The sequence below is a fragment of the Streptomyces sp. NPDC034049 genome (assembly GCF_055575575.1).
The window spans coordinates 480844-507458 of record NZ_JBVISJ010000005.1 but is presented as its reverse complement, the minus strand read 5'-3'; the positions used below and the strand labels follow the sequence as shown (position 1 = coordinate 507458).

The following is a 26615-nucleotide window of genomic DNA, read 5'->3' as shown; positions in this document are numbered from 1 at the left end:
CACGGGGTGGGTGAAAAAGCAGAAGCGCGGCCCCGCTTTTTCAGGGGCGCGGGGAACTGCGCGAGAAGCCCCACCCGGTCGCACCCGACGACGCACCCCGAGGCCACCGCACCCCCCGGCCAAGCCCCCCGCAGGGGTCACGCGTTCGGGTCGAAGGAGATCCCCGACGGCATGGCCTTGGTGAGGTTGGAGGTGAAACTTCCGTCCTTGAGACCGAAGTTGGCGCTGCCGAAGTCGTAGGAGACGAGGATGTCGCGGATGCCGGCGGGGTAGCCGTTCCAGCCGACGAGCGGCGGGTACTGCCAGGTGCCCTCGTGGTTCTCCGGCGGCTCGTCGTTGGAGCCCGCGAGGCGGAAACAGTGCGTCCGGATGCCGTCCTTGTGGTAGACGATCTTCGGGTGGGTGCCGTCCCAGCGGACCGAGGACGCGGCGTGCACGGTGAAGCCGCCGTGGGCGGAGGTCGACACGTACTGGGCAGCGCCGTTCTGCACCCAGACCACGACGTGCTCCCAGTCGTGCCGGTGGCCGCCGATGCCGCTGCCGGCGACGGCCTGGTCCTTCTCGAAGTAGAGGTCGTACATGATCGCGCACCAGCCGTTGTTGCACTTGGAGCGCGAGTAGCCGTTGGTGTTGTCCAGGTCGGACTGGTCGCGGCAGTCGCCCCTCAGTGAACCGGTCGGCTTCAGGCCGCCGTTGACCGTACCGGTCGGGCCGATCGCCGGTGTCGAGTAGCAGCCGTCCGTGTCGTAGTCGTACGCCGGCTGCCAAGTCGTCTCCAGAGCCTCCGCGTTGGCGGGCAGCGCGGCGGGCGGCGCCGCGAACGCGCTGCCGGCGACGCCGACCACCAGGGTGACGGTGGCGCCGAGCACCACGGCGGATCTGCGGAAACGACGCGAAGCGCGGGTGCGCGAACCTGTCTTCACTGCGACCTCCTGAGCCTGCCGCGAGGGATGGCGAGCGCCATGGCATGCGCAGGTCAGATTGGCGCTACTCGCGGGTAGTGCACAAGGGGCCGGAGGTGTCGGAGTGATGACGAATCAATCATTGTGAAGAACCTGTGCGTTGGGCCCTGCCTCGACCGATGGATACGGACCCGCCACATCACAGGTAGATATCCGCCACGTAGTTGTTGTGTGCGAAGTCGCCGTGAAGGGCCTCCCGGCGATCATCGGGCGCCCGCGCGCGTGCATAGTGGTCTCCGCCCCAGCCAAGCGGGGGCATGACAAGTTTCATCACACGGGGACGGGCTCCATGCCATTCATACGCCGCCGCGGCCTCACGGCCGCTGCCGCCGTGATCGCCGCGGTCATGGTCACTACCACCGCCTGCAACAAGACCGAGGAGAGCGGGGCCAAGGCCTCCGACTCCACGACCGCCCAGGCGGACGCGGGCGACAACATCGACACCGGCGAGAACGAGAGCGGCGGTGACACGACCATCGGCGGCTTCAAGCTCCCCGAGGGCGTGCCGACCGAGCTGACCGGTGACGCGCTGCAGAAGTGGAAGGACGGTGGCTGGCAGGACTTCAGCGGCGACTGGGCCTCCAAGGCGGAGGACTTCGCCAACCCGTACATCGAGAACTTCTGGACGCCGGAGCGCATCGCCGAGGCCAAGGAGAACCTGCCCGACCTGCCGGCGGTCGCCGAGGCCGGCAACACCGCCACCGGTTCGAGAAAGACCACCCAGGTCTGGCTGCCCGACGGCAAGGTCAAGAAGCAGAAGGCCAGCCGGGTCAAGGCGACCTACCACAAGTACGCGCCCCCGGTCGGCAAGCTCTTCTTCACCACCCCCCAGGGGTCCAGCGTCTGCTCCGCCGCGGTCGTGAAGGACCCGGCGCACCCGGGCAAGTCCAACCTCGTGTGGACCGCCGGACACTGCGTGCACGCGGGCAAGGGCGGCGGCTGGTACCGCAACATCGCCTTCGTCCCGTCCTTCAACAACACGGGCAAGCTGAACATCAGCCAGGCGTCGGCCAACTACCGCGCGAGCAACGTCTCCCCGTACGGCATCGCCTGGGCCGACTGGGCCACCACCTCCGGCCCCTGGATCAAGGGCGGCGCCGCGAGCCAGGGCACCGTGGCCGCCGCGTACGACTACGCGGTGCTGCATGTGAAGCCGGAGAAGGGCGCCAAGTCCCTCGAGGAGCGCCTCGGTTCGGCGCTGCCGGTGTGGTTCAACGCCCCCGCCGCCAACAAGGTCAAGAACATGAAGGTGCGCGGCTACCCGGCCGAGGCCCCGTACGACGGCTCCAAGATGTACCACTGCCAGGGCGCCACCAAGCGCTTCGTCCTCGGCTACAGCTACCCGAGCGACTACCCGGCCCAGTACATGGTCGGCTGCACCATGAACGGCGGCGCCTCCGGCGGCCCCTGGTTCATGTCCTACAAGGGCCGCACCTACCTGGTCTCCAACAACTCCCTCAGCGACCGCTCCACGTTCATCACCGGGCCGCGCCTCGGCAAGAACGCGAAGCAGGTCTACCTGGCGACCAGCAACAAGTTCAAGTAGGCCCGCACCACGCCCGACCGGCCCCCGGCGACCTCGGTCGCCGGGGGCCGGCGCGTGTCCTCGTACCTTTGGCATCATGAACGCGTCGAACACATCCGAGTGGTGGGAACGGCTGCCCGCCGGCATCCGTGAACAGGTCGACGGCTACGTCCTCCAGGACGCCGGCTTCCAGGCGATCCGCGTCGTCTTCACCGCCGGCCGGGCCCTCGGCCTGGGGCTCGTCGAGGCCCAGCACGTCGTCAACGACCGCTATCTCCACCACGGAGACCGCGTGGCCCGCACCCCCGACAGCCCCCTCGACCCGGACTCCCTGGCCGCCCTCGCCGCCGGCTGCCCCGGCCGCGTCACCGCGATCGAGGCGGTCTGGGACGGCGACACGTTCCACGACTGGTTCGTGGAGCTGCTGGCCCTCACCGCCGACCCGGCGGGTGAACACCGGCTGGCCACCCTCTACCGGGCGACGGCCGAGCGGTACCTCGGGGAGGAGAAGGACCGGGTCATGGGCCACCCGTCGGCCGTGGCCGCCGGCCGCTGCGGCCGAGCCCTGGCCGCCCGTCTCTCGGTCCCCTTCCGCTTCGCCTCCCCGCACACCCCGGACGACCGGGCCCGATGGGACGCAGGGGACGGAGGGAAGGCAGGGGATGCAGGGGAGCCAGGGGACGTGCGGGACGGACGGGACGCCGGCTAGTCGAGCTGTTCCGGCAGCGGGGCCGCGTGCGTCACGATCAGGCCCGAGACCGCTCGGGTCAGGGTCACGTAGAGGCGGCGCAGGCCCGTGCGTTCGTCCGGTTCGGCGTCGATCACCGCCCGGGGCTCGTCCAGTACCACGTAGTCGTATTCGAGGCCCTTGGCGAGAGAGGCCGGGACCAGGGTGAGGCGGATCTCGCGCGTCGTCTCCTCACCCGGGGCCAGGTAGGCGATGCCCGCCGCCGTCAGCGCCTCGGCGAGCGCGGGGACACGGAGGTCGGCGGCGATGAGGCCGACCGACCCCTCGTTGCCGAGCAACTCCTCGCAGGCCGCGACCACGTCGAAGTCGCCGGCGCTCGGCCGTACGTCGAAGAAGCCCGGGTTCTCCCGGACCGACGCCACCGGCGTCAGACCGGGCGCGATGTGCGGCAGCAGCCGGGAGGCGTACGTGATCACATCGGTCGGGACGCGGAAACCGGCCGTCAGCTCCTCCACATGGGCCTCCGCCTTGCCCAGATGGGCCAGCGCCTCCTCCCAACTCCGCGTCGCCCAGGGCGTCGTGCCCTGCGCCAGGTCACCGAGGACCGTCGCCGAGCCGGTGGTGCAACGGCGGCCCACCGCCCGGTACTGCATCGGGGAGAGGTCCTGCGCCTCGTCGAGGACCACATGCCCCAGCGAATGCGTCCGCTGCACCAGGTCGGTGGCCTCGTCGACCAGCACGGCATCGGCGGCCGACCACTTCACCGACTTCACGCTCCGCGCCGGCTTCGCCCACAGGACGGTCTTCCGCTCCTCCTCGCTCAGGATCCCGTCCGCGTGCTCGGCCAGGAAGTCCGCGTCGGAGAGCAGCCGCATGACGAGCTTCGCGGGGTCGACGGGCGGCCAGATCGCCTTGACGGCCGCCTTCACGGCCGCGTGGCGCGCCACCGCGTCCTGCACCCGGTCGTCCGGCGCCTCACCGGACCGCTCCATCTGCACCAGCACGGCGTGCGCGATCCGCTGCGGCAGGGCGTCCCGCGCGGCCCCGTAACGGATGTCCCGGTCCAGCAACTCCCGCACGATCCCCTCGAGTTCGTACGCCGGCAACCGCCAGCGACGCGAACCCCGGACGACCACGACCGGCTCCGTGGGCAGCGTGACGTGCGCGCGTACGGCCCGCCGCAGCACCTCGGCCATGCGGGCGTCGCCCTTGACGACGGCCGCCGCCGCGTCGTCCGTGCCCCGCACCTCGACATGCGCGACGAGGTCGTCGACGGTCGCCTGCCTGACCTCCAGCTCGCCCAGCGCGGGCAGCACCTGCTCGATGTAGTGCAGGAAGGACCGGTTCGGCCCGATCACGAGGGTGCCGGTACGGGACAGCCGCTCGCGGTGGGCGTACAGGAGGTAGGCGACCCGGTGCAGGCCGACGGCGGTCTTCCCGGTGCCGGGACCGCCCTGCACACAGAGACTGCCGGAGAGGTCCGAGCGGACGATCTCGTCCTGCTCCGGCTGGATCGTCGCCACGATGTCCCGCATCGGGCCGACACGCGGACGCTCGATCTCCTGCTGGAGCAGCTTGCTGGTGGCCGCCGCCTCGGCGGGGTCGGACAGGTGCTCGTCCTCGTACGCGGTGAGTTCACCGCCGGTGTACCCGAAGCGGCGCCGCAGCCCCACATCCATGGGGTCGGTCTTCGAGGCCCGGTAGAACGGCTGCGAGACGGGGGCGCGCCAGTCGATGACCATCGGATCGCCGTCCGCGTCGTGCACATGCCGGCGCCCGATGTAGAACCTCTCCCCCTCCGCCCCCTCGGCCTGCTCCGCGCCCGGCGCGTGCAGATAGTCGAGGCGGCCGAAGAAGAGCGGGGTGTGGCTGAGGTCCGCGAGGGCCTTGATCCGCTCCTCGATCTGGCGGGACAACACCTCCGCGTTCACCCAGTTCGCGGTGACGTCCTTGATGTCCAGCGCCTCCACGTCCTCCCGCATGGTCCGCAGCGCGGCACGGGAGGCGGCGAGATGGGAGCGCTCGCGGGAGAGGGGGTCGGCGGGCGCGGCGGGGTCGGCGGTGGGCTGCGCGGACAAGGGGGTGCCTCCGGGGCCTGCGGGAGCTGGGGGTACGCCTGACGGCGGTGACCGACCGGTTTCCGTCCGGGCGGCGGCGCTCCACGGATGGGAGGCGGGCAAGAGCGGAGAGTGTAGGTGAGGGGAGGGGGCGGAGGCCAACGGATTTTTTTCGGTGATCCCGCCGTACCCCTAGGGGGTTCGTACGCCGCCGGTATTACGGGAGGGCTGGACCTGAGAGGGAGCCGAGGGCACAGGGCATTCACTCCGGAGACCGACGCGTTCCCCAGGCGGACGTTCCACCATGGAGACATGAGTGCAGCGACCTTCATCCCAGCCTCGGCCTCCGGCCGACCCGGTCCGCCGCCCGGCGCGACCGGCCTCGACGACCACCACAACCGTCACCGACTCGCCGACGCCCTGCGCGCCGTCAAGGTCTTCGCGAGCGCCGCCTTCGGCGTCGTCGTCCTCGGCGAGTACGCGGAGGAAGCGGGCGTACGCCGCCGGTGAACGCCGGCCCTCGCGCGTGACCCGCTGATCACCCATGCCTCTCTCCGGCCCGAGGACCTTCGGCCCGATCGTCGGCCAGATCTCCGGCCCGGTCTCCGGCCCGAGGACGTGGTTCCCGCTGCCCGCACTCAAGGCGGCCTTCGTCCTCGACGCCACGCACCGTCCGCCCCCTCTTCAGCCTCAACCCCCGTCACAGACGCAAAGATTCGATGTGGCAGCATGATCGACAAGCTCAATCGATCAAGCCCAATCGATCAAGGAACGGGGACTCTTCATGCGTTTCGCCTCGCATCGGCTGCGCACGGCGGTGAGCGGCCTGACCGCCGCCACCGCACTCGCCCTCGGCGTCACCCTCGTGGCCGCGCCGAGCGCCTCCGCGGCCGTCGGTTCGTCCGCGTGCACGAAGAACATCAAGGACGCGACCTACATGGTCAACAACTACGCCGGTACCACCATGCAGTCGGGCCCGGGCTACAAGTACAAGGACGTCAAGTTCCTCGAACTCGGCACCGATGTGCGCGTGTACTGCGAGACGTACAAGAACGGTTACAACTGGTACTACGGCAAAGCCGGCAAGAAGAAGGGCTGGGTCGTCTCCAGGGACTTCCACTAGGACCGGCACCGGGGCCGGTGACCGAGACCGGTCACCGGCCCCGGCCTCAGCCCTCCGCCAGGAGCTCGTCCGCGTCCATGATCCGGTAGGCGTAGCCCTGTTCGGCGAGGAAGCGCTGGCGGTGGGCGGCGAAGTCCTGGTCGATGGTGTCGCGGGCGACCACGGAGTAGAAGTGGGCCTGGTGACCGTCGGCCTTGGGGCGCAGGACGCGGCCGAGGCGCTGGGCCTCCTCCTGGCGGGAGCCGAAGGTGCCGGAGACCTGGATGGCGACGGTCGCCTCGGGCAGGTCGATGGAGAAGTTCGCGACCTTCGACACCACGAGGACGTTGATCTCGCCCTGCCGGAACGCGTCGAAGAGCTTCTCGCGCTGCGCGTTGCTGGTCTCGCCCTTGATCACCGGCGCGTCCAGGTGGGCGCCCAACTCGTCGAGCTGGTCGATGTACTGGCCGATGACGAGGATCTGCTGACCCGCGAAACGGCGGACGATCGCCTCGGCCACCTTCCGCTTGGTCGCGGTGGTGGAACAGAAGCGGTACTTCTCCTCCTGCTCGGCGGTGGCGTAGGCGAGCCGCTCGGAGTCGGTCAGGTTCACCCGGACCTCGACGCAGTCGGCGGGCGCGATGTAGCCCTGCGCCTCGATCTCCTTCCAGGGCGCGTCGAACCGCTTGGGCCCGATCAGCGAGAACACGTCCGACTCGCGCCCGTCCTCCCGGACGAGCGTGGCGGTCAGCCCCAGCCGGCGGCGGGCCTGGAGATCGGCGGTGAACTTGAAGACGGGCGCGGGCAGCAGGTGCACCTCGTCGTAGACGATGAGGCCCCAGTCACGGGAGTCGAACAGCTCCAGGTGCGGGTAGACGCCCTTCCGGCGGGTCGTCAGCACCTGGTAGGTGGCGATGGTGACCGGCCGGATCTCCTTCCGGGTCCCGCTGTACTCCCCGATCTCCTCCTCGGTCAGCGAGGTCCGCTTCACCAGCTCGTGCTTCCACTGCCGCGCGGAGACGGTGTTGGTGACGAGGATGAGGGTCGTCGACTTCGCCTGGGCCATGGACCCGGCGCCGACCAGCGTCTTCCCGGCCCCGCACGGCAGGACGACGACACCGCTGCCGCCGTGCCAGAAGTTCTCCACCGCCTGCTTCTGGTAGGGCCGCAGCGCCCAGCCGTCCTCGGCCAGCTCGATCGGGTGCGCCTCGCCGTCCACGTACCCGGCGAGGTCCTCGGCGGGCCAGCCCAGCTTGAGCAGGGTCTGCTTGATCTGCCCGCGCTCGGAGGGGTGCACGGCGACGGTGTCGGGGTCGATGCGGGCCCCGACGAGCGGGGCGACCTTCTTCGACCGCAGGATCTCCTCCAGCACCGGCCGGTCGGTGGTGGTCAGCACGAGACCGTGCGTCGGGTGCTTGGAGAGGGTGAGGCGGCCGTACCGGTCCATCGTCTCGGCGACGTCCACCAGCAGCGCGTGCGGCACCGGGTAGCGGCTGTACTGCACCAGCGCGTCCACGACCTGCTCGGCGTCGTGCCCGGCGGCCCGCGCGTTCCACAGCCCGAGCGGCGTCACCCGGTAGGTGTGGATGTGCTCCGGCGCCCGCTCCAGCTCGGCGAAGGGCGCGATGGCCCGACGGCACTCGTCCGCCTGCTCGTGGTCGACTTCCAGAAGCAGTGTCTTGTCGGACTGGACGATGAGGGGACCGTTCACGCGCGACACCTTTCGATTCGGCCAAACGTCCAGTGTGCCTGATCGTTCCCCCTGACAGGCCTCCAGTCCTATTGGATGTCTATTCATTCCGATGAGTGGCTGGAATTCAGATTTGCGGCAACGGTTCCGAAGAATGCGAACCGTGCACCCACCCACCCCGACCGACGGCGCCGACCCGGTCACCCCGTCCGTCTCCCCGCAGGGCACCACGCTCGGCTACGCCCTGTTCGCCACGCGCTGGCTCCAGGCGCCGCTGTACTTCGGTCTGGTGGCGGCACAGGGGGTGTACGTCTACAAGTTCTTCAACGAGCTGTGGACGTTAATCGTCCGGTGCGTGAGCGGGAGCGCCACCGAGACCTATGTGATGCTCGCCGTGCTCAAACTGGTCGACGTCGTCATGATCGCCAACCTGCTGATCATGACGATCGTCGGGGGCTATGAGACCTTCGTCTCCCGCATCGGTCTCCAGGGCCACCGCGACCAGCCCGAGTGGCTCTCGCACGTCAATTCCAACGTACTGAAGGTCAAGCTCGCCACCGCCATCGTGGGCATCTCCTCCGTGCATCTGCTCCAGATGTTCGTGGACGTCCACCACACCTCCCACCACGCCCTGCTGTGGGGCACGGTGATCCACATGGCCTTCATCGCCTCGGCGGTCCTCCTCGCGTACATGTCGGGGCCGATGCTGCGCGAGGACAAGGGCCACGGATCCCACCACGGCCCGTCCCACGCCCCGAAGCCGCCGCAGGGCCCGCGCGGGCCGGTCGCGCCGACGGACCACGGCGAGCCGGCGCCGGCCCCCGCCCCCGTGACGCTCCGGCCGCCGCCGCCGCTGCCGATCCCGGCCCAGGCCACGTCGTACGAGAACCGCGAGCGGCTCGACGGCCGCGAGAGGCGGGAGACCCGCTTCACCCGGGGCGGGACACGGCTGGTGCCGTACGAGGCCCGGCGGGCGCCGCACACGACCGCGCCCGGAGTCGGAGTCGGAGTGGGGGCCGGGGCCGGGGTCGACACGGCAGCCGGGGCCGGGGGCGAGGCGCGGGTGCGGGCGGCCGGGTTTCCGGCGCGGAAGCTGCTGGAGGAGTTCGACGAGGGGCACCCGCGCGCGTTCGACCGCCGGCTGCTGGCCCGGCTGGGCACGCTGGACTTCGTCGACACCGGGCGGAACGTGGTGTTCGTCGGCGCCCCCGGCACCGGCAAGACGCATCTGGCGATCGGGCTCGGTGTACGGGCCTGCCAGGCCGGACACCGGGTGCTGTTCGCGACGGCGGCGGAGTGGGCCGCACGGCTGGCCGGGGCACGGGACGGGGGCAGGCTCGCCGAGGAACTGTCGGCGCTCGACGCCTGCCCCCTGCTGATCGTCGACGAGGCCGGCTACCTCCCCTTCGACACGGACGCCGCCCGGCTCCTCTACCAGCTGATCGCGCACCGCTACGAGCGGGCCTCGCTGATCGTGACCAGCGACCGCCCGCTCGACCGGTGGGAGGAGATCTTCGGCGGGGCCGCCCCGGCGATGACCGACCGCCTCGCGCACCACGCCGAAACCGTCCACCTCGAAGGCGACAGCTACCGCCTGCGCAGGGCTACTTCAGCAGGCTGACGTTCTGGATCAGGGGGCCCTCCACGCCGATGCCCTCGCCGACGAGGGTGCCGAGTTCGGGGAGGGGCAGGGGCGGGTTCGCGGCAGCCGGGGTGGCGAGGGCGCCCACCAGGACGACGGCGACGGCGGCGACGAGGGCGGAGGCGGCGGACGCGGAGACGCGCGGGGCGAGCTTGGCGAGAGGGCGCATGCGTGCGGGTGGGCCTTTCGAGCGCAGGAGTCGATCTCGATCGGACACAGGGTGGCTGCCCGGCGTCAGGGGAGTCGATGCGCCGGAGGGTCCGCGCTCGCCCGTGAGGGGGGAAACCGGGCGTGGCCTGCATGAAAGCCGACGTACGCCCGAACGGGTGATCTCCGGGAGGCGGTTTGATCAACGGCGTCACCCGGACCCGGTGGGTCAGGTCGAGTCGTCCGCCAGCTCCGCGACGCCCGTGATCCGGTGGAGCGGGAAGGTGCGGACCTCGTCCGCCGTGTGGTCGTACGCCGTCACGAAGCCGCCCTCGACGCGGACCGGGGCGATGACGCGCTGGCTGGCGGAGCCCTCGGCGTTGACGTAGCCGATCCAGAGGGCCTCGCCGGTGAGGACGGCGGCCTGCATCGTCGCCAGGGTCTCGGCGGAGCCGGTACGGGGCAGCGCGCCCGGCGCGGTGGCCGGACCGCCGGACGGTCGACGGGGCGTGGTGGAGGCGAGGTCACCGGCGCGGATGGCGCGGATCGCGGCGCCCAGCAGGGTGTCGTCCGGGGCCGGGGGGCCGTCCGGGACGGGCTCCGGGGCCGTCCGGGGCGGGGTGCGGCGGGCGTGCGCCCGGGTGATCAGCACATCGCCCTCCGCCGACTCGGCGGCCGGCGCGTACCCCATCGCCCGCAGCCCGTCGAGGAGCGCCGCCGGGTCGGTCTGGGCGGCGAGGACGGTCGGCGCGAGCCGCCGCAGCCCGAGCCCCTGCGAGCGCTTGTCGGCGAGGATCTCGCTGAGCATCGCGTCGTCGTCGCAGCGGACGTACGCCGACGCCGCGCCGATCCGCAGATGGCCGTGGCGCCGGGCCACGTCGTCGATCAGATACGCGAGCGGCTGCGGGACCGGCGTACGGGAGTGGGCGGTCAGGAAGTCGTGCAGGTCGGAGGCGCTGCGGCCCGCGTCGAGGGCTCGGCGTACGGACCCCGGCGTGAACCGGTACACCGTCGCGCCACCCTTCGACTCCACGTCCGCCAGCACCCCCAGCATGTCCGCCAGCGGACGCTTCAGCGGTCCGGGCGCGACGGCCGTCAGGTCCGCCTGGAGCAGGACGTGGTCCAGCGGCTCGGGAAGCAGCGGTGCGAGCAGCCGGGCGGCCCGGGCCGCCGCCGCGGCCCGCTCGGCGACGGGGTCGGGGGCGGGCGCGGACGCGGGAGGGTGCGACAGGGGCACGTGGTGGGCCGGCAGCTTGTCGCCGGGGGTCTCCGGCAGCTCGGCCGGGGCGGGGGCCTCGTCGGGGAGCCCGAGGAGCGCGCGGCCGTGCGAGGACAGCGCGCCGCGGCCGGTGATCCCGAGCGACTCGGCCTCGGACAGGGTCCACCGGGCGATCCGGGCCCGCAGATCCTCGCCCTGCCGCGACCGGGCGCCCGGTTGCTGGGACGCCGACGAGGCCGGCGCTGCTTGAGACGCCTGGGACTGCGGGGGCTGTTGCGCCGGCGAGGACTGTGCGGGGGCCTGGTGGGGGTGCTGGCCGCCGCGCGTGGGGCGCTCCCAGTGGAGGCGGGCCAGGACGGAGTCGGGGGTGGCCGAGGTGCCCTCGGGGAGCCCGGCGAGCAGGGCGAGGACCCGGTGGCGCACCTCGGGCGCGGCCGACCGGTCCAGCCCCGGGCCGAGCGCCGACAGCGTACGGTCCTTGGCGTCCCGCTCCCCGATCACGCCCGGCGTACGGGTCGCCGTCAGCCAGGCCGTGGCGAGCCGCGCCCAGCGGTCGGCGGCGGGCAGCTCCAGCCACTCGTCGTACGCGGGCGTCGCGGCGTACCGCTCGTCGGCCTCGCCGTCGGAGGCCAACAGCCCGGCGGCGTAGGCGAGTTCGACCCAGAAGGCGGCGACCGGCTCGGGCAGGTCGAGGGCCACCGCGGTCCGTTTCAGGTCCCGCACGCTGAGCCCGCCCGCACGCAGGACACCGGGACCGCCCTCGTCCCAGTCCTTCAGCAGCTCCTCCACGGTCGCCAGCGCGGTGTACGCCTGCCCGGCCGCCGTCGCGTCCACCACCTGTGGACGGTACGTGCCCGACGCCTCGACGGGCGGCGGCACCGGCTGGACGTCCCGGTGCGCCCGGCCCGTCCGCAGATGCAGGGCGACCTCGCGGGGGATGACGACGGTGCCGGGTGCGGTCGGCAGGAGCAGCCCCCGGTCCAGCAGCCAGCGCAGATGCGGCGCGGGGTTGGCGGTGACCTGGCCGTACGGCGGCCCCCACACCAGCCGGGTCAGGACGTCGAGGGACTCCGCGGGCGCGGTGGCGAGGAGCGCGGCCATGCGGCGGCGGTCGGTGAAGAGCGCCGCGAGGGAGGTGACCGCCGAGACCGAGTCATGGGTGCTCGCCAGGCCGGCCGCCGCGACGATCTCCTGGACCCGCCCCGGCGACATGCCCGCCGTGGCCTCCGCGACGGTCGGGCCGAGGCCGGTGGGGGAGGGGTGCTGCGGCGAGGGCGCGAGCAGCTCACGGGCCGTGCGGACCAGACGCAGCCGGTGCTCGGGGCCCCATACGAGGGCCTGGTCGCGCAGGGTGCCGAGGGCGTGGGGCAGCGCGGCGGTGACAGCGGGGTCCGCGTCGTCACCGGCCAGCAGGGAGGCGAGTTCGTCGTACGACGCCGGGTCCGCCGCCACAGCCAGGGCCTGGGCGGTCTGAAGGGCGAACCGGTCCAGCCGCTCCAGGGCCCGGACGACCGACGCGCGGGTACCGGCGCGGGTCGCCAGCTGGGTCAGGTCGGTGGGCACGGGCGTGATGAGGTCCGGTCGCGCCCGGAGCAGCACGGCGAGCGAGCGGTCGTCCCGCCCGCGCAGGGCTTCCGCCAGCGAACGGGGGGCGCCACCGGCGGGCGCCGCCTCCGTGGGGAACTGCTCCTCGGTGCTCATCCGGCCAACGGTAGCGGCTGCGCCGGACGGGGGCGCCTCTTGGCTTGGGGTGCCGCATGGCTCGGGGCGCCTGCTTCGTCGGCGGGTGCGGGTGGGTCGTGGTTGCTCGCGCCTTCCCCGCGCCCCTGAACGGCAGGGGCTGCGCCCCTTGCCTGTCCGGCGCCTGAGGGCCCTCCCCGGAAGCGATACCGTCGGGAGGAAGTACGCGCGCCAACCCCGGAGGGGCTTCGTGGGGATTGAGAGCGACCAGGTCGTCTACGAGTATCTGAGCCGGGTCGGTGACCTGGCCCAGCAGCGGCAGTTGCCGTCGTCGACGCGGATGCGGCTGGTGTCGGGGCTGCGGGACGAGATCGACCGGCGGCGGGCGAAGGCGCCGGTCGACAGCCCGGCCGCCGTGCGCCGCATCATCGCCCGCCTGGGTACGCCGGACGAGATCGTGGAGGCGGCGGGCGCGCCCGGTGACGTACCGGAACCGCCGGCCGCCGCCGTGCCCGTGCAGCGGGTGACCGGCGGGGACGCGGCCGACGAGGACGCCAAGGACACCAAGGGCGCCAGGGACGCCGGGGAGCGGACCAAGGGGCTGTCCAGGGGGCTGCGGCGGGTCGTGCCGCGACCGCGTTCCTCCGATCCCGTGCCGCCGCCGGTGGCCGGGGGCGCCGTTCCACCGCATCTCGCTCCGCTGCACGAGCTGGGGGAGGGGGACGCCCAGCCCGACTGGTGGCGGGTCGGCGGGGGCGGGGTGCCCGGCGGTGACATCGGGTTCGGACTCGGGGACTCCGTACCGGGGTTCGTCGGGGGTGTGGAGATCCCCGAGCTGCTGAAGCCGCCTCCGGTGAAGGGGGAGGGGGACGGGGCCGGGGACCGGGCGCAGGGCGGGGAGCGCGGGGCGGTCGTCGAGAAGGGGGCGGCGGCTTCGGCGGGCGAGGCGGAGGAGGAGGCCACGGTTCGGGCCCCGGCTCGGCGGTGGGTGCCGTTGCCCCGGTTGCGGCCCGCGGGTGGGGGGTGGAGCAATCCGCTGCTGTTGCTGGCGGCCGTGCTGTTGGTCGCGGGGGCGGTGATGGGGAGTCTGGTGCCGCTGGGGCTGGGGTGGTTGATCGCCTACCTCTCGCGGAGGCTGACGCCCTCGGAGTCGAAGTGGGCGGTGATGGGGGTTCCCGGTGTCGTGGCCGCCGGGGGTGTGGTGTGGCTGTGGGGACGCAGCGACGGGCGCTGGGGGGATCCGATCGCCCAGGGGCAGATGAGCGGGGCGTTGGCGGAGACATGGCCGTGGGTGCTGCGGGTCGCGGCCGTGTCGTCCGCGCTCTATCTGTTGTGGCGGTCGCAGCGGCCTCGGTGAGCTGGGGGTGGCTCGCGCAGTTCCCCGCGCCCCTGAGAAGCAGGGGCTGCGCCCCATGCTTTTCAGGCCCGCGAGGCCGTGCGTGGTCTTTCAGGCCGGCGGGGGCCTGATGCTTTTAGGGGCGCGGGGAACTGCGCGAGAAGCCCCACGCACCCGCACCCGACAACGCACCCCGCCCCACCCCGCCCCCACAATGGACCGCATGAGTTCTCGCATGCTGACCGTCGGGTTCGATCTCGATATGACGTTGATCGACTCGCGGCCGGGGATCCACGCCTGTTACGTGGCGCTGGCCGCGCGGACGGGTGCGTACATAGACGCCGACCTCGCGATCACCCGGCTGGGACCGCCCTTGGCGGACGAGCTGGCGCACTGGTTCCCGGCCGCCGAGATCCCGGCCATGGCCGACCTCTACCGGGAGATGTACCCGTCGATCGCCATCGCCGCGACCCCCGCGATGCCGGGTGCGCCGGAGGCGATCGCGGCGGTCCGGGCCGCCGGGGGCCGGGCGATCGTGGTCACGGCCAAGTACGAGCCGAACGCGAAGCTGCACCTGGAACACCTCGGCATCGAGCCCGACGTGCTCGTCGGCGACCTGTGGGCGGAGGCCAAGGCGGACGCGCTGCGCGAGTACGGCGCGAGCGTGTACGTCGGCGACCACACCGGCGACGTACGGGGCGCGCGCACGGCCGAGGCGTACTCGGTCGCCGTCGCCACCGGCCCCTGCGACGAGCGCGAGCTGCGCGAGGCGGGCGCCGACGTCGTCCTCGCGGACCTGACGGCCTTCCCCGCGTGGCTCGCCGCGCACCGAGGCTGGAAACGTGCCCTGCGGGCCCTTCGCTAGAAGCGCGCCTCGCGGGCCCTTCGGCGGCCCGCCGCGACGGACTGGAGGACGCCCGCGCCGGCGATGAGGAATCCGACCCCCATGAGCATGCTCAGAACGAACATGTAGGTGGGGAACGGCGTCGTTCCGAGGAGGAGCGGGGCCACGGTGACGAGTGTGGCCACCGCGCCGATGATGAAGACGATGCCGCCGACTCGGATCAGTCGGTCACCGGGTTCGGCGGAATTCGGTTGGGTTTTGTCACGCACCCGACCAGGGTAGTTCCCAGCGCGAGGGAACAGTCGGCCGACGTCTTGTCACCCGCCCCCGGACCAATAGGCTGGGGACCGGCGGGTCCGACGACCCGCTGTAGTGCTGTCCAGAGCAGTTTGCGCACACCGATACCACGTTCAGAACACACTCAGAACACCTTCGAACACCTTTCAGACGCAGTTTCCGACGAGTACGAGGACGAGGACAGACGTGCCTACCGGCAAGGTCAAATGGTTCAACAGTGAGAAGGGCTTCGGCTTTCTCTCCCGCGACGACGGCGGTGACGTCTTCGTCCACTCCTCCGTACTGCCCGCCGGTGTCGACACCTTGAAGCCGGGCCAGAAGGTCGAGTTCGGCGTCGTCGCCGGTCAGCGCGGTGACCAGGCCCTTTCCGTGACGATCCTGGAGGCCGCCCCCTCGGTCGCCGCCGCCCAGCGCAAGAAGCCCGACGAGCTGGCCTCGATCGTGCAGGACCTGACCACACTGCTGGAGAACATCACGCCGATGCTGGAGCGGGGCCGCTATCCCGACCGTGCCGCCGGCAAGAAGATCGCCGGTCTGCTGCGCGCCGTGGCCGACCAGTTGGACGTGTGACCCCGCCGACTCCCGTCCCTCTCAAGGGAATTCGAGCGCGTCCGGGCCGAGGGGCGGCAGCAGTCCCTCGGCCGCCGCGCGAGTGAGCAGCCCCCTGACCGCCGCGTAACCGTCCTCGCCGAGGTCGGCGGTGAACTCGTTGACGTACAGCCCGATGTGCTGGTCGGCGACGGCCGGATCCATCTCCTGGGCGTGTGCCAGGACGTACGGGCGGGAGGCCTCGGGGTCGTCCCAGGCCGCGTGGACGGAGGCGCGGATCGTGTCGGCGAGCGTCGTCAGGGTCTCCCGCCCCAGTGAGCGCTTCGCGATGATCGCGCCGAGCGGGATCGGCAGCCCTGTCGTGTCCTCCCAGTGTTCGCCCATGTCGGCGCGCTTGTGGAGGCCGTAGTTCTGGTACGTGAAGCGGGCCTCGTGGATCACGAGTCCGGCGTCGACCTTCCCGTCCCGCACGGCCGGCATGATCTCGTGGAACGGCATCACCACGATCTCGCCGACCCCGCCGGGCAGGGTGTCCGCCGCCCAGAGGCGGAAGAGCAGATAGGCGGTCGAGCGCTCGCTCGGCACGGCCACCGTACGGCCGGTGAGGTCCGCGCCCGGCTCCCGCGTCAGCACCAGCGGACCGCAACCCCGCCCGAGCGCACCGCCGCACGGCAGCAGCGCGTACTCGTCGAGGACGTACGGCAGGACGGCGTACGACACCTTCAGTACGTCGAGGTCGCCGCGTTCGGCCATCCCGTTGGTGATGTCGATGTCCGCGAACGTCACGTCGAGCGCGGGCGCGCCCGGGATCCGGCCGTGCGCCCAGGCGTCGAAGACGAAGGTGTCGTTCGGACAGGGCGAGTACGCCATCCGCAGCGGGCCGGTCGCCTCGGGCGCGCTCGCGGGGCTCGTGTCAGGGCTCGTGCTCGGATCAGGGCTCATATGGGTCCCAACTCTCCAGTACGGGCGTCAGCTTCCCGAAGGCCGTGGTGAGCGCGGTCAGGGCGTCGCCGATCCGCCAGGCGGCGCGGTCGCGCGGGCCCACGGGGTTGGAGACGGCCCGCAGTTCCAGGACGGGCGTGGCGTGCGCGGCTGCGGCCTCGGCGACCCCGAAGCCCTCCATCGCCTCGGCCAGCGCGCGGGGGTGGCGGGCGCGCAGGGCGGCCGCGCGTTCGGCGCTGCCGGTGACCGTGGAGACGGTGAGCACGGTGCCGGTGCGGGCGCCGGTGGCGGTCGCGGCGGCGTGTACGAGGTCCCGCGGCGGGTGGTGGGTGACGGTGCCGAAGCCCAGGTCGGTGACCGGGAGGAAGCCGTCCGGTGTCTCGGCGCCGAGATCGGCGGCGGTGATCTCGGCGGCGAGGACGAGCGAGCCGAGCGGCGCCTCGGGCAGGAACCCGCCCGCGATCCCCGCGGACACGACGAGCCCGTACGGCCTGCCCTCCAGGACGGCGGCGGTCAGCGCGCCGGCGGTGCAGGCGGCGGCGAGCGCGGGACCCACACCGGCGGCGAGGAGGTCGTACTCCGGTCCGGTGGGGGGCGCGGGCAGGGTGCCGGGGGCGTGGGCGGTGGGGCGGAAGCGGTGGAGGGTGGCGGCCGGGAGGCGGGTCTCGGTCGCCGGGGCCGGAAGCGCTCGTGCCACCGCGTCCCGTTCGGCCGGGACGGCGGTGGCTACGAGGATGCGCATGGGGGTCGGCGGTGGATCAGGCGTCCGGGTTCTCCAGCTTGAAGTTCCACACGCCCTCGATCTTCGAGCCCTCGTCGTTCTGCTGGACGACGCTGATGGTCAGCGACTTCGGGGCGGCCTGCCCGGGCTGGGTCGCGAAGAGGCCGGGGTTGGGGAACGCCTTGTACGTCTTGTCGAAGGTCTCGTTGACGACCGGCCGCCCGTCGATCCACAGGGTCCAACCCGCGTCCGCGACCTCCGGGTCGACGCCGATGCGAAGGGTCTCGTCATCGGGCAGCTCGACGGACTTGGAGGGCTTCTCCTTGGCACACTCCACGGCCTGCTCGGCGGTGAGGGTGCGGTGGCAGGCGGCCTCGGAGCTGATCGAGTCGGTACCGATCGTGACGGTGGCCATCGGCGTCGGCTCGTCGCAGGCCGACAGGACGAGAAGTCCGGCGGAGACAGCGCCGAGAGTGGCTGCGGCGCGACGGTTGTGTCGACGAGCGGCTCCGCCGCGGGGCTGGAAGGTCATGGGCGAAGGCTATCTGGCCCGTCCAGGGGTGCCCCTACGTGGGGTACGGCGTGCCGGATCGGCCGGGTGCCCGGTCAGGCGACCCGGGCGCGGGGCGCACCCCCGTGCCGGGCGGAGGAGAGCAGTCCGCGGACCGTGGTGAGCCAGCCGGCGGCGACGATCGCGGCGGCCACGGCCATCCCCAGAGTGCCGTTGAGCGGCAGGGCGATACCGACGGCGCCGCCGACCACCCAGGCCATCTGGAGCAGGGTCTCGGAGCGGGCGAAGGCGGAGGTCCGTACGAGTTCGGGGACGTCCCGTTGGATCAGGGCGTCCAGCGACAGCTTGGACAGGGCCTGCGAGAACCCGGCGACCGCGGCGAGCGCGGCGATGAAGAACGTGCCGAAGAACAGCGCCGCCAGGATCGCCACGGCGAGTTCCACGGCGACGACGGTCACGATGATCAGCTCCGGCGAGCGCTGCTTCACCCACGCGCCGACCGCCGTGCCCAGCGCGTTTCCGGTGCCGGCGGCCACGGCCACCATGCCCAGCGACAGGGCCGCGCTCTGCCCGTGCAGCGGGTGGATGCGCAGCAGGAACGCCAGATAGAAGATCAGGAAGCCGGAGAGGCCGCGCAGGGCGGCGTTCGCGCCGAGCGCGTGGGTGACCGCCGGGCCGACCGTCCGCAGGCCCGGCCGCTTGAGGGTGCTGGTGCGGTGCGGGCCGTGCAGATGCTCGGCGTCCGCCGCGAGCAGGGCCCGGTCCTCGCCCTTCGCCGAGTCGACCTTCGCGGGCAGCGTGAAGGAGAGGAACGTACCCGCCACGAAGATCAGGAAGGCGCCGTAGAGCGGCCAGCGGGGGCCGAGGGCCTGGAGTCCGGCGCCGATGGGCGCGGCGACGCCGGTGGCGAGCAGACCGCAGAGGGTGACCCGGGAGTTCGCCTTCACCAGGGAGAACCGGGGTGGCAGGAGACGGGGGACGACCGCGCTTCTGACGACGCCGTACGCCTTGGACGCGACGAGGACGCCCAGGGCGGCGGGGTACATCTCGATCCGGCCGGTCTCGACGGCACCGACCAGGATCAGGGCGAGGAACGCCCTGGTCAGCATGGCGCCGGCCATGGCGGCGCGGCGGCCGTGCGGGAGACGGTCCAGGAGGGGGCCGACGACGGGGGCGAGGAGGGCGAAGGGGGCGAGGGTGATGGCGAGGTAGAGCGCGACGCGGCCGCGGGCCTCGTCGGTGGGGACGGAGAAGAAGACGGTGGAGGCGAGGGAGACGGTGATCATCACGTCGCCGGCGCCGTTCACTCCGTGGAGTTCGATGAGTTTGCCGAGGCCGGACTCGCCGGCGCCGTGGGCGTGGGTGGCCTTGCGGATGCCTCGGGCGGGGCCGGTGAACGGGAGGTGCAGGGCGCGGCCCACCGAGCGGACCACGCCGGTCATCCGACCCGATCCGCGCGCTCCGCTCCGCTCGGCGCCGGTCACCCCGTCATAGTGCCCCGAGATGGCGGGGCGTAGTGCGGTTACCGCTCGTATGGCCGTGGGAGGTGTGGGGGGCGCCTTGGGGGTGGGGGCGCCTGTTTCGTCGGCGGGTGCGGGTGAGTGGGGCTTCTCGCGCAGTTCCCCGCGCCCCCAAAAGCATCAGGCCCCTGCGGGCCTGAAAGGCAACGGGGCTGCGGGCCGAAAAGCACGGGGCGCAGCCCCTGCTTTTTCAGGGGCGCGGGGAACTGCGTGAGAAGCCCCACCGGGCCCGCGCATGCCCACGTCACCCCGGCTTCCGCACCGGCCGCCGCGGAGCCCACCGCAGGCCAAGGCGGTTTTTCGCCAACCGTCCGCACCCTCCGAAGTCCGCCCTCACCCCCGGTCTCCGGCCAGAGCCGAGCGCAGCGGAATCGCGGAACCCTTACGTCGGTGTGGGCGCGGAGCCTCGGAGAAGGTAGCGTGCATAGCGCGCCTGCGGCGGTTGTTCTCGGCCGCGCGCCTCTCGTTCATCCCGCAGAATGGATGACATAGGTGCGCCCGAGTGCGATCGGGCGCGGACGTCGACGCGGCCCCCTGGTCCGCTCCGTCCGCACCCCCCGCCGAGGGAGGCGCACTCGTGAGACGGCGTAGGAGAGAAGCGATACCTGTGAGCGCAGCGACAACGCGAAGCCGCACCCCCGACCGTCTGTGTGCCGAGGCCGTCGACCTCGCCCGCTCCGCAGCCGAGGAGGCCGCCGCACCCGGTGTGGTGGGCGAGCACGCGGGGCTCGTCTCCGAGGGCGACCGTGTCGTGACGCACTTCTTCGAGTGCAAGGAGATGGGCTACCGCGGCTGGCGCTGGGCCGTCACCGTCGCCCGCGCCTCCCGCGCGAAGGTCGTGACCCTGGACGAGGTCGTGCTGCTGCCCGGCCCGGACGCGCTGCTCGCGCCGGAGTGGGTGCCGTGGAGCGAGCGGCTGCGGCCCGGCGACATGGGCCCCGGCGACCTGCTGCCGACCGATGCCGAGGACCTGCGGCTGGAGCCCGGGTACTCCGGCGAGGACGAACCGCTGCCCAACTCGCCGGTCTCGCACGACATGGCAGAGCTGGTGGAGGCGGAGGACGCCGAGGTCACCGGCGGGGTGCCGGCGAATCTGCCGCTCGCGCCGAGCCGTGGGTCGATCGCCGCGGTCGCCGAGGAGCTGGGGATGCGCCGGGCGCGCGTCCTGTCCCGCTACGGGCTGCACACGGCGGCGGACCGGTGGGAGGAGGGCTTCGGGGCCAAGACCGCGATGGCCCAGGCCGCGCCCGCCTCGTGTGTGAGCTGTGGATTCCTTGTGCCGATCGGGGGGTCGCTCGGGCAGGCCTTCGGCGTCTGCGCGAACGAGTTCGCGCCGGCGGACGGGCGGATGGTGTCCCTGACGTACGGGTGCGGGGGGCACTCGGAGGCGGCGGTCATGCCGACGCCGCCGCGGCCGGCTCCGCCGCGGCTCGACGAGACGCGGGTGGATCCCTTCCCGCTGCGGCCGGCGCGGGATTCCGGGTCGGTGCCGGTGTCCGAGGAGGCCGAGTCCGAGGCGGATCTGGGGCATTCGTAGGGTCGCCGGTTCACTGTGCGCGGGTTCGCCTGACAGCTCGGGGGTTCGGGTGCGTCGGCGGGTGCGGCTCCGCTGCGGCTTCTCGCGCAGTTCCCCGCGCCCCTGAAAGCTTCAGGCCCTGCGGGCCTGAAAAGGCCGGGGCGCAGCCCCGCTTTTCCAGGGGCGCGGGGAACTGCGCGAGCCCCCCACCCACCCGCACCCTCGGACATACCAGCTACCCCCCACCCCCCTGGACACACGGCCAAGCCGGCGCGGCGACCCGGTACCTTCGTGGTCACACGCGACAGGGAGAAGTGAACCGTGAGCAAGTTCGTGCGGCCGGCAGCCGAGGGTGCGGACCCGTTCGGGACGGCGCGACTGCGGCGGGGCGTGCTGGACGCCTGGGCGACCAGTCCCGCCCGGTTCCGCGAGGACGCCAACGCCGAGGAGGACCTCGTTCTCGGCGGCTACCGGGACCGCCTCGTCGTGGAGCTGGCGCAGAACGCCGCCGACGCCGCCGCCAAGGCCAAGGTGCCGGGACGGCTGCGGCTGACCCTCCGGGACGGTGTCCTCGTCGCCGCCAACACGGGTGCCCCGCTGGACGCGGGCGGTGTGGAGTCGCTGTCCACGCTCCGCGCGTCCGCGAAGCGCGACACCCCGGCCGGCGGCCACGAGGGTGCGGTGGGCCGGTTCGGTGTCGGTTTCGCCGCCGTCCTCGCCGTCACCGACGAGCCCGCCGTCGTCGGACGGCACGGCGGCATCCGCTTCTCGCTCGCCGAGGCCCGGCTGCTCGCCGCCGACACCGCCCGGCACAGCCCGGGACTGGGTGACGAGATCCGCCGCCGGGACGGTCATGTGCCGCTGCTGCGGCTGCCGTTCGCGGCCGAGGGGTCCGCTCCGGAGTCGTACGACACCGTCGTGATCCTGCCGCTGCGCGACACCGCCGCCGCCGATCTCGCCGAGCGGCTGCTGCACGCGGTCGACGACGCGCTGCTGCTGGCCCTGCCCGGTCTCGACGAGGTCGTCATCGAGGTCGGCGCCGACGAGGCGCGGACGCTGCGACGGCGCGTGGAGGGGGCGTACGTCGTCGTGGAGGACTCGCGGGACGGGGTCACGCGCTGGCGTACCGTCGCCGAGCACGGGGCGATCGAGGCCGCGCTGCTGGCCGACCGGTCCGTCGAGGAGCGGCTGCGGCCGCACTGGTCCGTCACCTGGGCGGTGCCGACCGGTCCCGACGGCGCGCCGGTCCGCCCGCGCACCAGCCCCGTCGTGCACGCGCCCACCCCCAGCGACGAGGCCCTCGGCGTCCCCGCGCTGCTCATCGCCTCCTTCCCGCTCGACACGACCCGGCGGCACGCCGCGCCCGGGCCGCTCACCGACTTCCTCGTGCAGCGCGCGGCGGACGCGTACGCCGCGCTCCTCGCCGCCTGGGAGCCGGTGAGCGAGGGCGTCATCGACCTGGTGCCCGGCCCGCTGGGCAAGGGCGAGCTGGACGGGGCGCTGCGGCAGGCGATCCTGGAACGGCTGCCGCGGACCGCGTTCCTGCCGCGTGCCGTGATGCCCGAACCCGACGACGAGCTGGACGAGTTGTCCGCCGCGCTGCGTCCCCGTGACGCCGAGATCGTGGAGGGGGGCGGCGCGGAGACCGTCCAGGTGCTCGCGGACGTCCTGCCCAGCCTGCTGCCCGCCGGGCTCGAACGGCGCACGGAGCTGCGGACGTTGGGTGTCGCGCGCCTGCCGCTGGGGGACGCGATCGACCGGCTCGCGGGGCTGGAGAAGGCCCCCGACTGGTGGCGGCGCCTCTACGACAGCCTCGCCGGGGTCGACCCGGACCGGCTGTCCGGTCTGCCGGTGCCGCTGGCGGACGGACGGACCACCATCGGGCCCCGGCAGATCCTCCTGCCGTCCCCCGACGGCCCGCAGGCGGCGCGTCCCGACACCCTCGCCCGCCTCGGGCTGAAGGTGGCGCACCCGGACGCCGCGCATCCGCTCCTGGAGAAGCTGGGCGCGCTGCCCGCGACCCCGCGTGCCGTGCTCACCACCCCGCAGGTACGGGCCGCCGTGGCGGCCTCCCTGGACGACGACGGCGGTGTCTGGGACGAGGAGGACGGCCGGCCGGACGCCGACGAGCTGGCCGACCTCGTCCTCGCCCTGGTCCGCGACGCGGGCCTCGAACCCGGCGACGAACCCTGGCTCGGCGCCCTCGCCCTGACCGACGAGGACGGCGAGCTGGCCCCCGCCGGTGAGCTGGTCCTCCCCGGCAGCCCGTTCGCCCGGGTCATGCGCGAGGACGAACTCGCCTTCGTCGACGCCGAGCTGGCCGACCGCTGGGGCGAACAGCCCCTGGCCGCCTGCGGTGTCCTCGCCAACTTCGCCCTCGTGCGCGCCACCGACGTCGTCCTCGACCCCGACGAACTGGAGCCGCGCGACGGGGACTTCGCCGAGCCCGACGACGCCGGGCTGCTGGACGCGGTGGACGTGTGGGCCGAGGACATCCTCGACCGGTTCCCGGACAGTCCGGTGCCGCCGGTCGCGACGGAGATCGTGGCCGTGCGGGACCTGGACCTCGTCGACGAGGACCGCTGGCCGGAGGCGCTCGCACTGCTGGCCCGCCCGCCGCTGCGCGACGCGCTGGTGCAGCCGGTGCGCATCCTGCTCCCGGACGGTACGCACGAGACCGTCCGCCCCTACACCGCCTGGTGGCTGCGCGGTAACCCCGTCCTCGACGGCCGCCGCCCGGCGGGCCTGCTCGCGGCCGGCGGCGACCCGCTGCTGCGCGGTCTGTACGACGAGGCCGACGCCACCGGCTTCGACGACGAGCAGGTCCTGCGGGCGCTGGGGGTGCGCACCTCGGTGACCGCGCTGCTGGACGAGCCGGGCGGCGCCGCCGAACTGCTGGACCGGCTGGCCGACCCGGACCTGCCGGTGACCGCCGCGCAACTGCACGGCCTGTACGGCGCGTTGGCCGACCTCGACCCCGAACAGGTCACCCTGCCGGATGAGTTGCGTGCGGTGGTGGACGGTGAGGTGACCGTCGTGGACGCGGCCGGCGCCGTGGTCGTCGACTCGCCCGACCTGCTGCCCTTCACCTCCGGTGTGCCGCTGCTTCCCGTACGGCCGTCGCGGGCCGCCGAGTTGGCCGAGCTGTTCCAGGTGCGGCGGCTCAGCGAGTCGGTGACCGGGGAGGTCGACTCGGAGGGCACGGAACACGAGGTGCCCGACTCCGTGCGGGTCCTGCTCGGACCGGCCACCCCCGCGTCCTATGTCGAGCACGAGGAACTCGTCGTCGACGGCGTGGAGTTGGACTGGCGCCGCACCCGGGACGGCGTGCTGCACGCCGCCACGCTGGAGGGCGTCGCGGCCGGCCTGGCCTGGGCGGCGGGCCAGTGGCCGCGACGCTTCGAGGTGGCCGCGCTGCTCGAAGACCCGTCCAGGACCGAGGAGTTGGCCCGGGACCGCTGGTTCGACTGACCAAACCTCCGCGATGTGATCTGCGCAACATTCGCAAAGGTTGTCCACAACTCGTACAACCATTCCCAGGGGCCCCGAGTCTGGTCTGGTGAGCCATCCGGCTCTCCAGACACTCGGGCCCCGCGCGCCGGCACTTCTGCCTTGTCTTCGCCCGCGGGTCCCCTTCTACGTGGGGAACACATTGCACAAGCGTGCCATCGTGGGTGCCGTCACCGGCGCCCTGGCTCTGACCGCCTTCGTCGCCCCGGCCGCGCAGGCCGCTCCGACCGCTGGGGACACGAAGATCTCCAACGTCGTGGTCAACGGCGGTAAGCCGGTCGTCGTCGGCTCCGGCAAGAAGACCTTCTCGGTCTCCTTCAACGCCTCGGACAACTCGGGCATCAGCCTGAAGGACGTCACCGTGGTCCTGTACCACGGCGCGAGCCTGGACACGGCGGACAGCGGTGCCGTCGCCAACGGCAACGGCGAGAGCCTCGCCACCTGCAAGAAGGTCAACGCGACCACGGCCTCCTGCAAGGCGAGCTTCACCGTCGAGACGCAGGGGAACCTGATCAACTCCGTGGCCGGCACCTGGAAGGTCTGGGCGCTCGCCGCGGCCAAGGACTTCGACTACGTCGAGAAGGACCCGGCCAAGACCTTCAAGATCCAGCGCCAGACCAAGCTCGCCGGCGCGAACGCCTCTCCGGAGCCGGTCAAGAAGGGCGCGACCATCACGGTCACCAGCAGCCTGACCCGCGCGAACTGGGACACGGAGAAGTTCCCGGCGTACGGCGGGCAGGCCGCGAAGCTGCAGTTCAAGAAGGCGGGCACGTCCGCGTACAAGGACGTCAAGACGGTCAAGTCGTCCTCCACGGGCGCCCTGAAGACCACCGTCAAGGCGACCGCCGACGGCTCGTACCGCTACGTCTTCGCGGGCAGCTCCGGTACGGCGGCCGTGACGTCGGCCGGCGACGCCATCGACGTGAAGTAAGCGACGAGCCCCTGGCTCACCCCTCCCGCCCGGCAGTGGTCGCGGCGGGAGACAGGGGACGCGCCGGACCCACCGGCGCGTTCCCTGACGCACAGATCACGCGGGTCGACAGACCCGCCATCGCCGGGGCCCCTACGACGATCATCGTCGGGCCCCACCTTCCACCGGGGGAACACATGCGTGTCCGAACCACCGCGGTCGCCGTCTCCGGCGTTCTCGCGCTCTCCGCCTTCGCCGCCCCGACCGTGTACGCCGCGGACGACTCGTCGAACGGCATCGCCACCTCGCCGCAGTGGGCAGCGGTCACCGCCGGCACCGGGCCGTCCGCCTTCGGCGCGGCCACCACCGCCGACGCGGCGGCGGGCCCCGACGTCTCCTTCTCCGGCATGAAGGTGAACGGCGGCAAGCCGATCGTCGTCGGCGCGAGCAAGAAGCGCACGGTGTCGGTCACCTACAAGCTCACGCACGCCGCGGACGTGGACATCGCCGACGGGGACTTCGCCAACGGGCCTTTCCTCTACCTCAAGTCGGTGCCCGCCTCGGTGGAAGACACCCTGAACAACCCGGTGCTCTTCGGCGACGAGGCGGCATCCTGCACGGCCACTTCCGCGACCACCGCCAACTGCACGGCGCTCATCGACATCAGGCCGGCCGACGGTGAACTCGTCAACACGTACGCCAAGACCTGGAAGGCCGGCGGCCTCGCCATCCAGTTCGACGAGAACGCCGCGGACATGGGCGAGACCTGGCAGGGCGGCCTCGGCACCGTCAAGCTGCAGCGCGAGGCACGCCTCACCGGCGCCAACGCGGCCCCCGAGCCCGTCAAGAAGGGCAAGACCCTCACGGTCACCAGCAAGCTGACCCGCGCCAACTGGGAGACCAACAAGTTCCCGGCGTACGGCGGTCAGGCCGTGAAGCTGCAGTTCAAGAAGAAGGGCACGTCCGTCTACAAGGACGTCAAGACGGTCAAGTCGTCCTCCACGGGCGCCCTGAAGACCACCGTCAAGGCGACCGTCGACGGCACGTACCGCTATGTCTTCGCGGGCACCTCGACCACGGCGGCCGTGACGTCGGCGGCCGACGCCGTGGACGTGAAGTAGCCACAGGCTGCGGTGAAAGGTGTGGGCGCCGGTCCGGGAACTCCCGGACCGGCGCCCTTTTCGTAAGGCCGGAGTCGGACTTTCGTAAGAAGTGGACGAAGAGTCCCGTATGTGGTGGGAACGCGT

22 protein-coding genes are annotated in these 26615 nt (G+C 72.5%); 12 read left to right on the top strand and 10 right to left on the bottom strand.

Going from position 1 to position 26615, the window contains the following annotated elements; genetic code table 11:
• Positions 1-137 precede the first annotated feature (137 nt).
• The gene (locus ACZ52C_RS18395; protein ID WP_469075689.1) at positions 138-923 is read right to left on the bottom strand and encodes an NPP1 family protein; all 786 of its coding nucleotides are present in this window, start codon (positions 921-923) and stop codon (positions 138-140) included.
• A 328-nt stretch (positions 924-1251) separates the two neighbouring features.
• On the opposite strand from ACZ52C_RS18395, the gene ACZ52C_RS18390 reads away from it, so the two are divergent.
• Entirely contained in the window at positions 1252-2508 is a 1257-nt protein-coding gene (locus ACZ52C_RS18390) for a trypsin-like serine peptidase (protein ID WP_469075688.1), read from the top strand.
• 76 nt (positions 2509-2584) lie between these two features.
• Positions 2585-3196, top strand: coding sequence for a hypothetical protein (locus ACZ52C_RS18385; RefSeq protein WP_469075687.1), 612 nt, complete (start codon positions 2585-2587; stop codon positions 3194-3196).
• On the opposite strand, the gene ACZ52C_RS18380 is transcribed toward ACZ52C_RS18385, so the two are convergent.
• Positions 3193-5253, bottom strand: coding sequence for a HelD family protein (locus ACZ52C_RS18380; RefSeq protein ID WP_469075686.1), 2061 nt, complete (start codon positions 5251-5253; stop codon positions 3193-3195). The two genes, ACZ52C_RS18385 and ACZ52C_RS18380, sit on opposite strands and share 4 nt — an antisense overlap.
• Before the next feature lie 291 nt (positions 5254-5544).
• Here ACZ52C_RS18380 and ACZ52C_RS18375 point away from each other — a divergent pair, with 291 nt between their 5' ends.
• A complete protein-coding gene (locus ACZ52C_RS18375; RefSeq protein WP_469075685.1) occupies positions 5545-5742 on the top strand; it encodes a hypothetical protein in 198 nt (65 codons plus the stop codon).
• A 274-nt stretch (positions 5743-6016) separates the two neighbouring features.
• The gene (locus ACZ52C_RS18370; protein ID WP_319105195.1) at positions 6017-6355 is read left to right on the top strand and encodes an SH3 domain-containing protein; all 339 of its coding nucleotides are present in this window, start codon (positions 6017-6019) and stop codon (positions 6353-6355) included.
• A 46-nt stretch (positions 6356-6401) separates the two neighbouring features.
• On the opposite strand, the gene ACZ52C_RS18365 is transcribed toward ACZ52C_RS18370, so the two are convergent.
• Positions 6402-8045 carry a DNA repair helicase XPB gene (locus ACZ52C_RS18365; protein ID WP_469075684.1) on the bottom strand — a complete coding sequence of 548 codons (1644 nt, stop codon included), beginning with the start codon at positions 8043-8045 and terminating at the stop codon, positions 6402-6404.
• Positions 8046-8187: 142 nt separating this feature from the next.
• On the opposite strand from ACZ52C_RS18365, the gene istB reads away from it, so the two are divergent.
• Positions 8188-9645: an IS21-like element helper ATPase IstB gene (istB, locus tag ACZ52C_RS18360; RefSeq protein ID WP_469075683.1), complete on the top strand. Its 1458-nt coding sequence runs from the start codon at positions 8188-8190 to the stop codon at positions 9643-9645.
• On the opposite strand, the gene ACZ52C_RS18355 is transcribed toward istB, so the two are convergent.
• Together ACZ52C_RS18355 and ACZ52C_RS18350 are read right to left on the bottom strand one after the other, a co-directional pair.
• Positions 9629-9835 (bottom strand): hypothetical protein, encoded by a 207-nt coding sequence (locus ACZ52C_RS18355; protein WP_469075682.1) that lies wholly within the window; start codon positions 9833-9835, stop codon positions 9629-9631. The two genes, istB and ACZ52C_RS18355, sit on opposite strands and share 17 nt — an antisense overlap.
• Before the next feature lie 207 nt (positions 9836-10042).
• On the bottom strand, positions 10043-12733 hold the full coding sequence (locus ACZ52C_RS18350; RefSeq protein WP_469075681.1) for a helicase-associated domain-containing protein: 2691 nt from the start codon (positions 12731-12733) through the stop codon (positions 10043-10045).
• Between the two features lie 229 nt (positions 12734-12962).
• Here ACZ52C_RS18350 and ACZ52C_RS18345 point away from each other — a divergent pair, with 229 nt between their 5' ends.
• Positions 12963-14069, top strand: coding sequence for a hypothetical protein (locus ACZ52C_RS18345; RefSeq protein ID WP_469075680.1), 1107 nt, complete (start codon positions 12963-12965; stop codon positions 14067-14069).
• 193 nt (positions 14070-14262) lie between these two features.
• Positions 14263-14913, top strand: a complete 651-nt coding sequence (locus ACZ52C_RS18340) for an HAD family hydrolase (RefSeq protein ID WP_469075679.1) — start codon at positions 14263-14265, stop codon at positions 14911-14913.
• Here ACZ52C_RS18340 and ACZ52C_RS18335 read toward each other — a convergent pair.
• Complete coding sequence (locus tag ACZ52C_RS18335; protein ID WP_469075678.1) at positions 14910-15161, bottom strand: hypothetical protein; 252 nt, start codon at positions 15159-15161, stop codon at positions 14910-14912. The genes ACZ52C_RS18340 and ACZ52C_RS18335 overlap by 4 nt on opposite strands.
• Before the next feature lie 214 nt (positions 15162-15375).
• On the opposite strand from ACZ52C_RS18335, the gene ACZ52C_RS18330 reads away from it, so the two are divergent.
• Complete coding sequence (locus tag ACZ52C_RS18330; protein ID WP_469075677.1) at positions 15376-15759, top strand: cold-shock protein; 384 nt, start codon at positions 15376-15378, stop codon at positions 15757-15759.
• Between the two features lie 21 nt (positions 15760-15780).
• Here the strand turns inward: ACZ52C_RS18330 and ACZ52C_RS18325 are convergent, their stop codons facing one another.
• From ACZ52C_RS18325 to ACZ52C_RS18310, 4 genes are all read right to left on the bottom strand, one after another.
• Entirely contained in the window at positions 15781-16608 is an 828-nt protein-coding gene (locus ACZ52C_RS18325; protein ID WP_469075775.1) for a 1,4-dihydroxy-6-naphthoate synthase, read from the bottom strand.
• 61 nt (positions 16609-16669) lie between these two features.
• Positions 16670-17422, bottom strand: coding sequence for a futalosine hydrolase (locus tag ACZ52C_RS18320; protein WP_469075676.1), 753 nt, complete (start codon positions 17420-17422; stop codon positions 16670-16672).
• Between the two features lie 16 nt (positions 17423-17438).
• Positions 17439-17933 carry a hypothetical protein gene (locus ACZ52C_RS18315; RefSeq protein ID WP_469075675.1) on the bottom strand — a complete coding sequence of 165 codons (495 nt, stop codon included), beginning with the start codon at positions 17931-17933 and terminating at the stop codon, positions 17439-17441.
• A 74-nt stretch (positions 17934-18007) separates the two neighbouring features.
• Positions 18008-19354, bottom strand: a complete 1347-nt coding sequence (locus ACZ52C_RS18310; RefSeq protein WP_469075674.1) for an MFS transporter — start codon at positions 19352-19354, stop codon at positions 18008-18010.
• 685 nt (positions 19355-20039) lie between these two features.
• On the opposite strand from ACZ52C_RS18310, the gene ACZ52C_RS18305 reads away from it, so the two are divergent.
• From ACZ52C_RS18305 to ACZ52C_RS18290, 4 genes are all read left to right on the top strand, one after another.
• Positions 20040-20969 (top strand): DUF3027 domain-containing protein, encoded by a 930-nt coding sequence (locus ACZ52C_RS18305; protein ID WP_469075673.1) that lies wholly within the window; start codon positions 20040-20042, stop codon positions 20967-20969.
• Between the two features lie 300 nt (positions 20970-21269).
• Positions 21270-24419, top strand: a complete 3150-nt coding sequence (locus ACZ52C_RS18300) for a sacsin N-terminal ATP-binding-like domain-containing protein (RefSeq protein ID WP_469075672.1) — start codon at positions 21270-21272, stop codon at positions 24417-24419.
• A 181-nt stretch (positions 24420-24600) separates the two neighbouring features.
• Entirely contained in the window at positions 24601-25389 is a 789-nt protein-coding gene (locus ACZ52C_RS18295; protein ID WP_469075671.1) for a DUF5707 domain-containing protein, read from the top strand.
• Between the two features lie 176 nt (positions 25390-25565).
• Positions 25566-26489, top strand: a complete 924-nt coding sequence (locus tag ACZ52C_RS18290) for a hypothetical protein (RefSeq protein ID WP_469075670.1) — start codon at positions 25566-25568, stop codon at positions 26487-26489.
• Positions 26490-26615: the final 126 nt, after the last annotated feature.

Bases quoted from the DNA above. Each gene is read 5' to 3' on its own strand.
- ACZ52C_RS18390 (WP_469075688.1), top strand. From the start codon at position 1,252: ATGCCATTCATACGCCGCCGCGGCCTCACGGCCGCTGCCGCCGTGATC.
- ACZ52C_RS18385 (WP_469075687.1), top strand. From the start codon at position 2,585: ATGAACGCGTCGAACACATCCGAGTGGTGGGAACGGCTGCCCGCCGGC.
- ACZ52C_RS18375 (WP_469075685.1), top strand. From the start codon at position 5,545: ATGAGTGCAGCGACCTTCATCCCAGCCTCGGCCTCCGGCCGACCCGGT.
- ACZ52C_RS18370 (WP_319105195.1), top strand. From the start codon at position 6,017: ATGCGTTTCGCCTCGCATCGGCTGCGCACGGCGGTGAGCGGCCTGACC.
- ACZ52C_RS18355 (WP_469075682.1), bottom strand. From the start codon at position 9,835: ATGCGCCCTCTCGCCAAGCTCGCCCCGCGCGTCTCCGCGTCCGCCGCC.
- ACZ52C_RS18350 (WP_469075681.1), bottom strand. From the start codon at position 12,733: ATGAGCACCGAGGAGCAGTTCCCCACGGAGGCGGCGCCCGCCGGTGGC.
- ACZ52C_RS18340 (WP_469075679.1), top strand. From the start codon at position 14,263: ATGGACCGCATGAGTTCTCGCATGCTGACCGTCGGGTTCGATCTCGAT.
- ACZ52C_RS18325 (WP_469075775.1), bottom strand. From the start codon at position 16,608: ATGGCGTACTCGCCCTGTCCGAACGACACCTTCGTCTTCGACGCCTGG.
- ACZ52C_RS18320 (WP_469075676.1), bottom strand. From the start codon at position 17,422: ATGCGCATCCTCGTAGCCACCGCCGTCCCGGCCGAACGGGACGCGGTG.
- ACZ52C_RS18315 (WP_469075675.1), bottom strand. From the start codon at position 17,933: ATGACCTTCCAGCCCCGCGGCGGAGCCGCTCGTCGACACAACCGTCGC.
- ACZ52C_RS18310 (WP_469075674.1), bottom strand. From the start codon at position 19,354: ATGACCGGCGTGGTCCGCTCGGTGGGCCGCGCCCTGCACCTCCCGTTC.
- ACZ52C_RS18290 (WP_469075670.1), top strand. From the start codon at position 25,566: ATGCGTGTCCGAACCACCGCGGTCGCCGTCTCCGGCGTTCTCGCGCTC.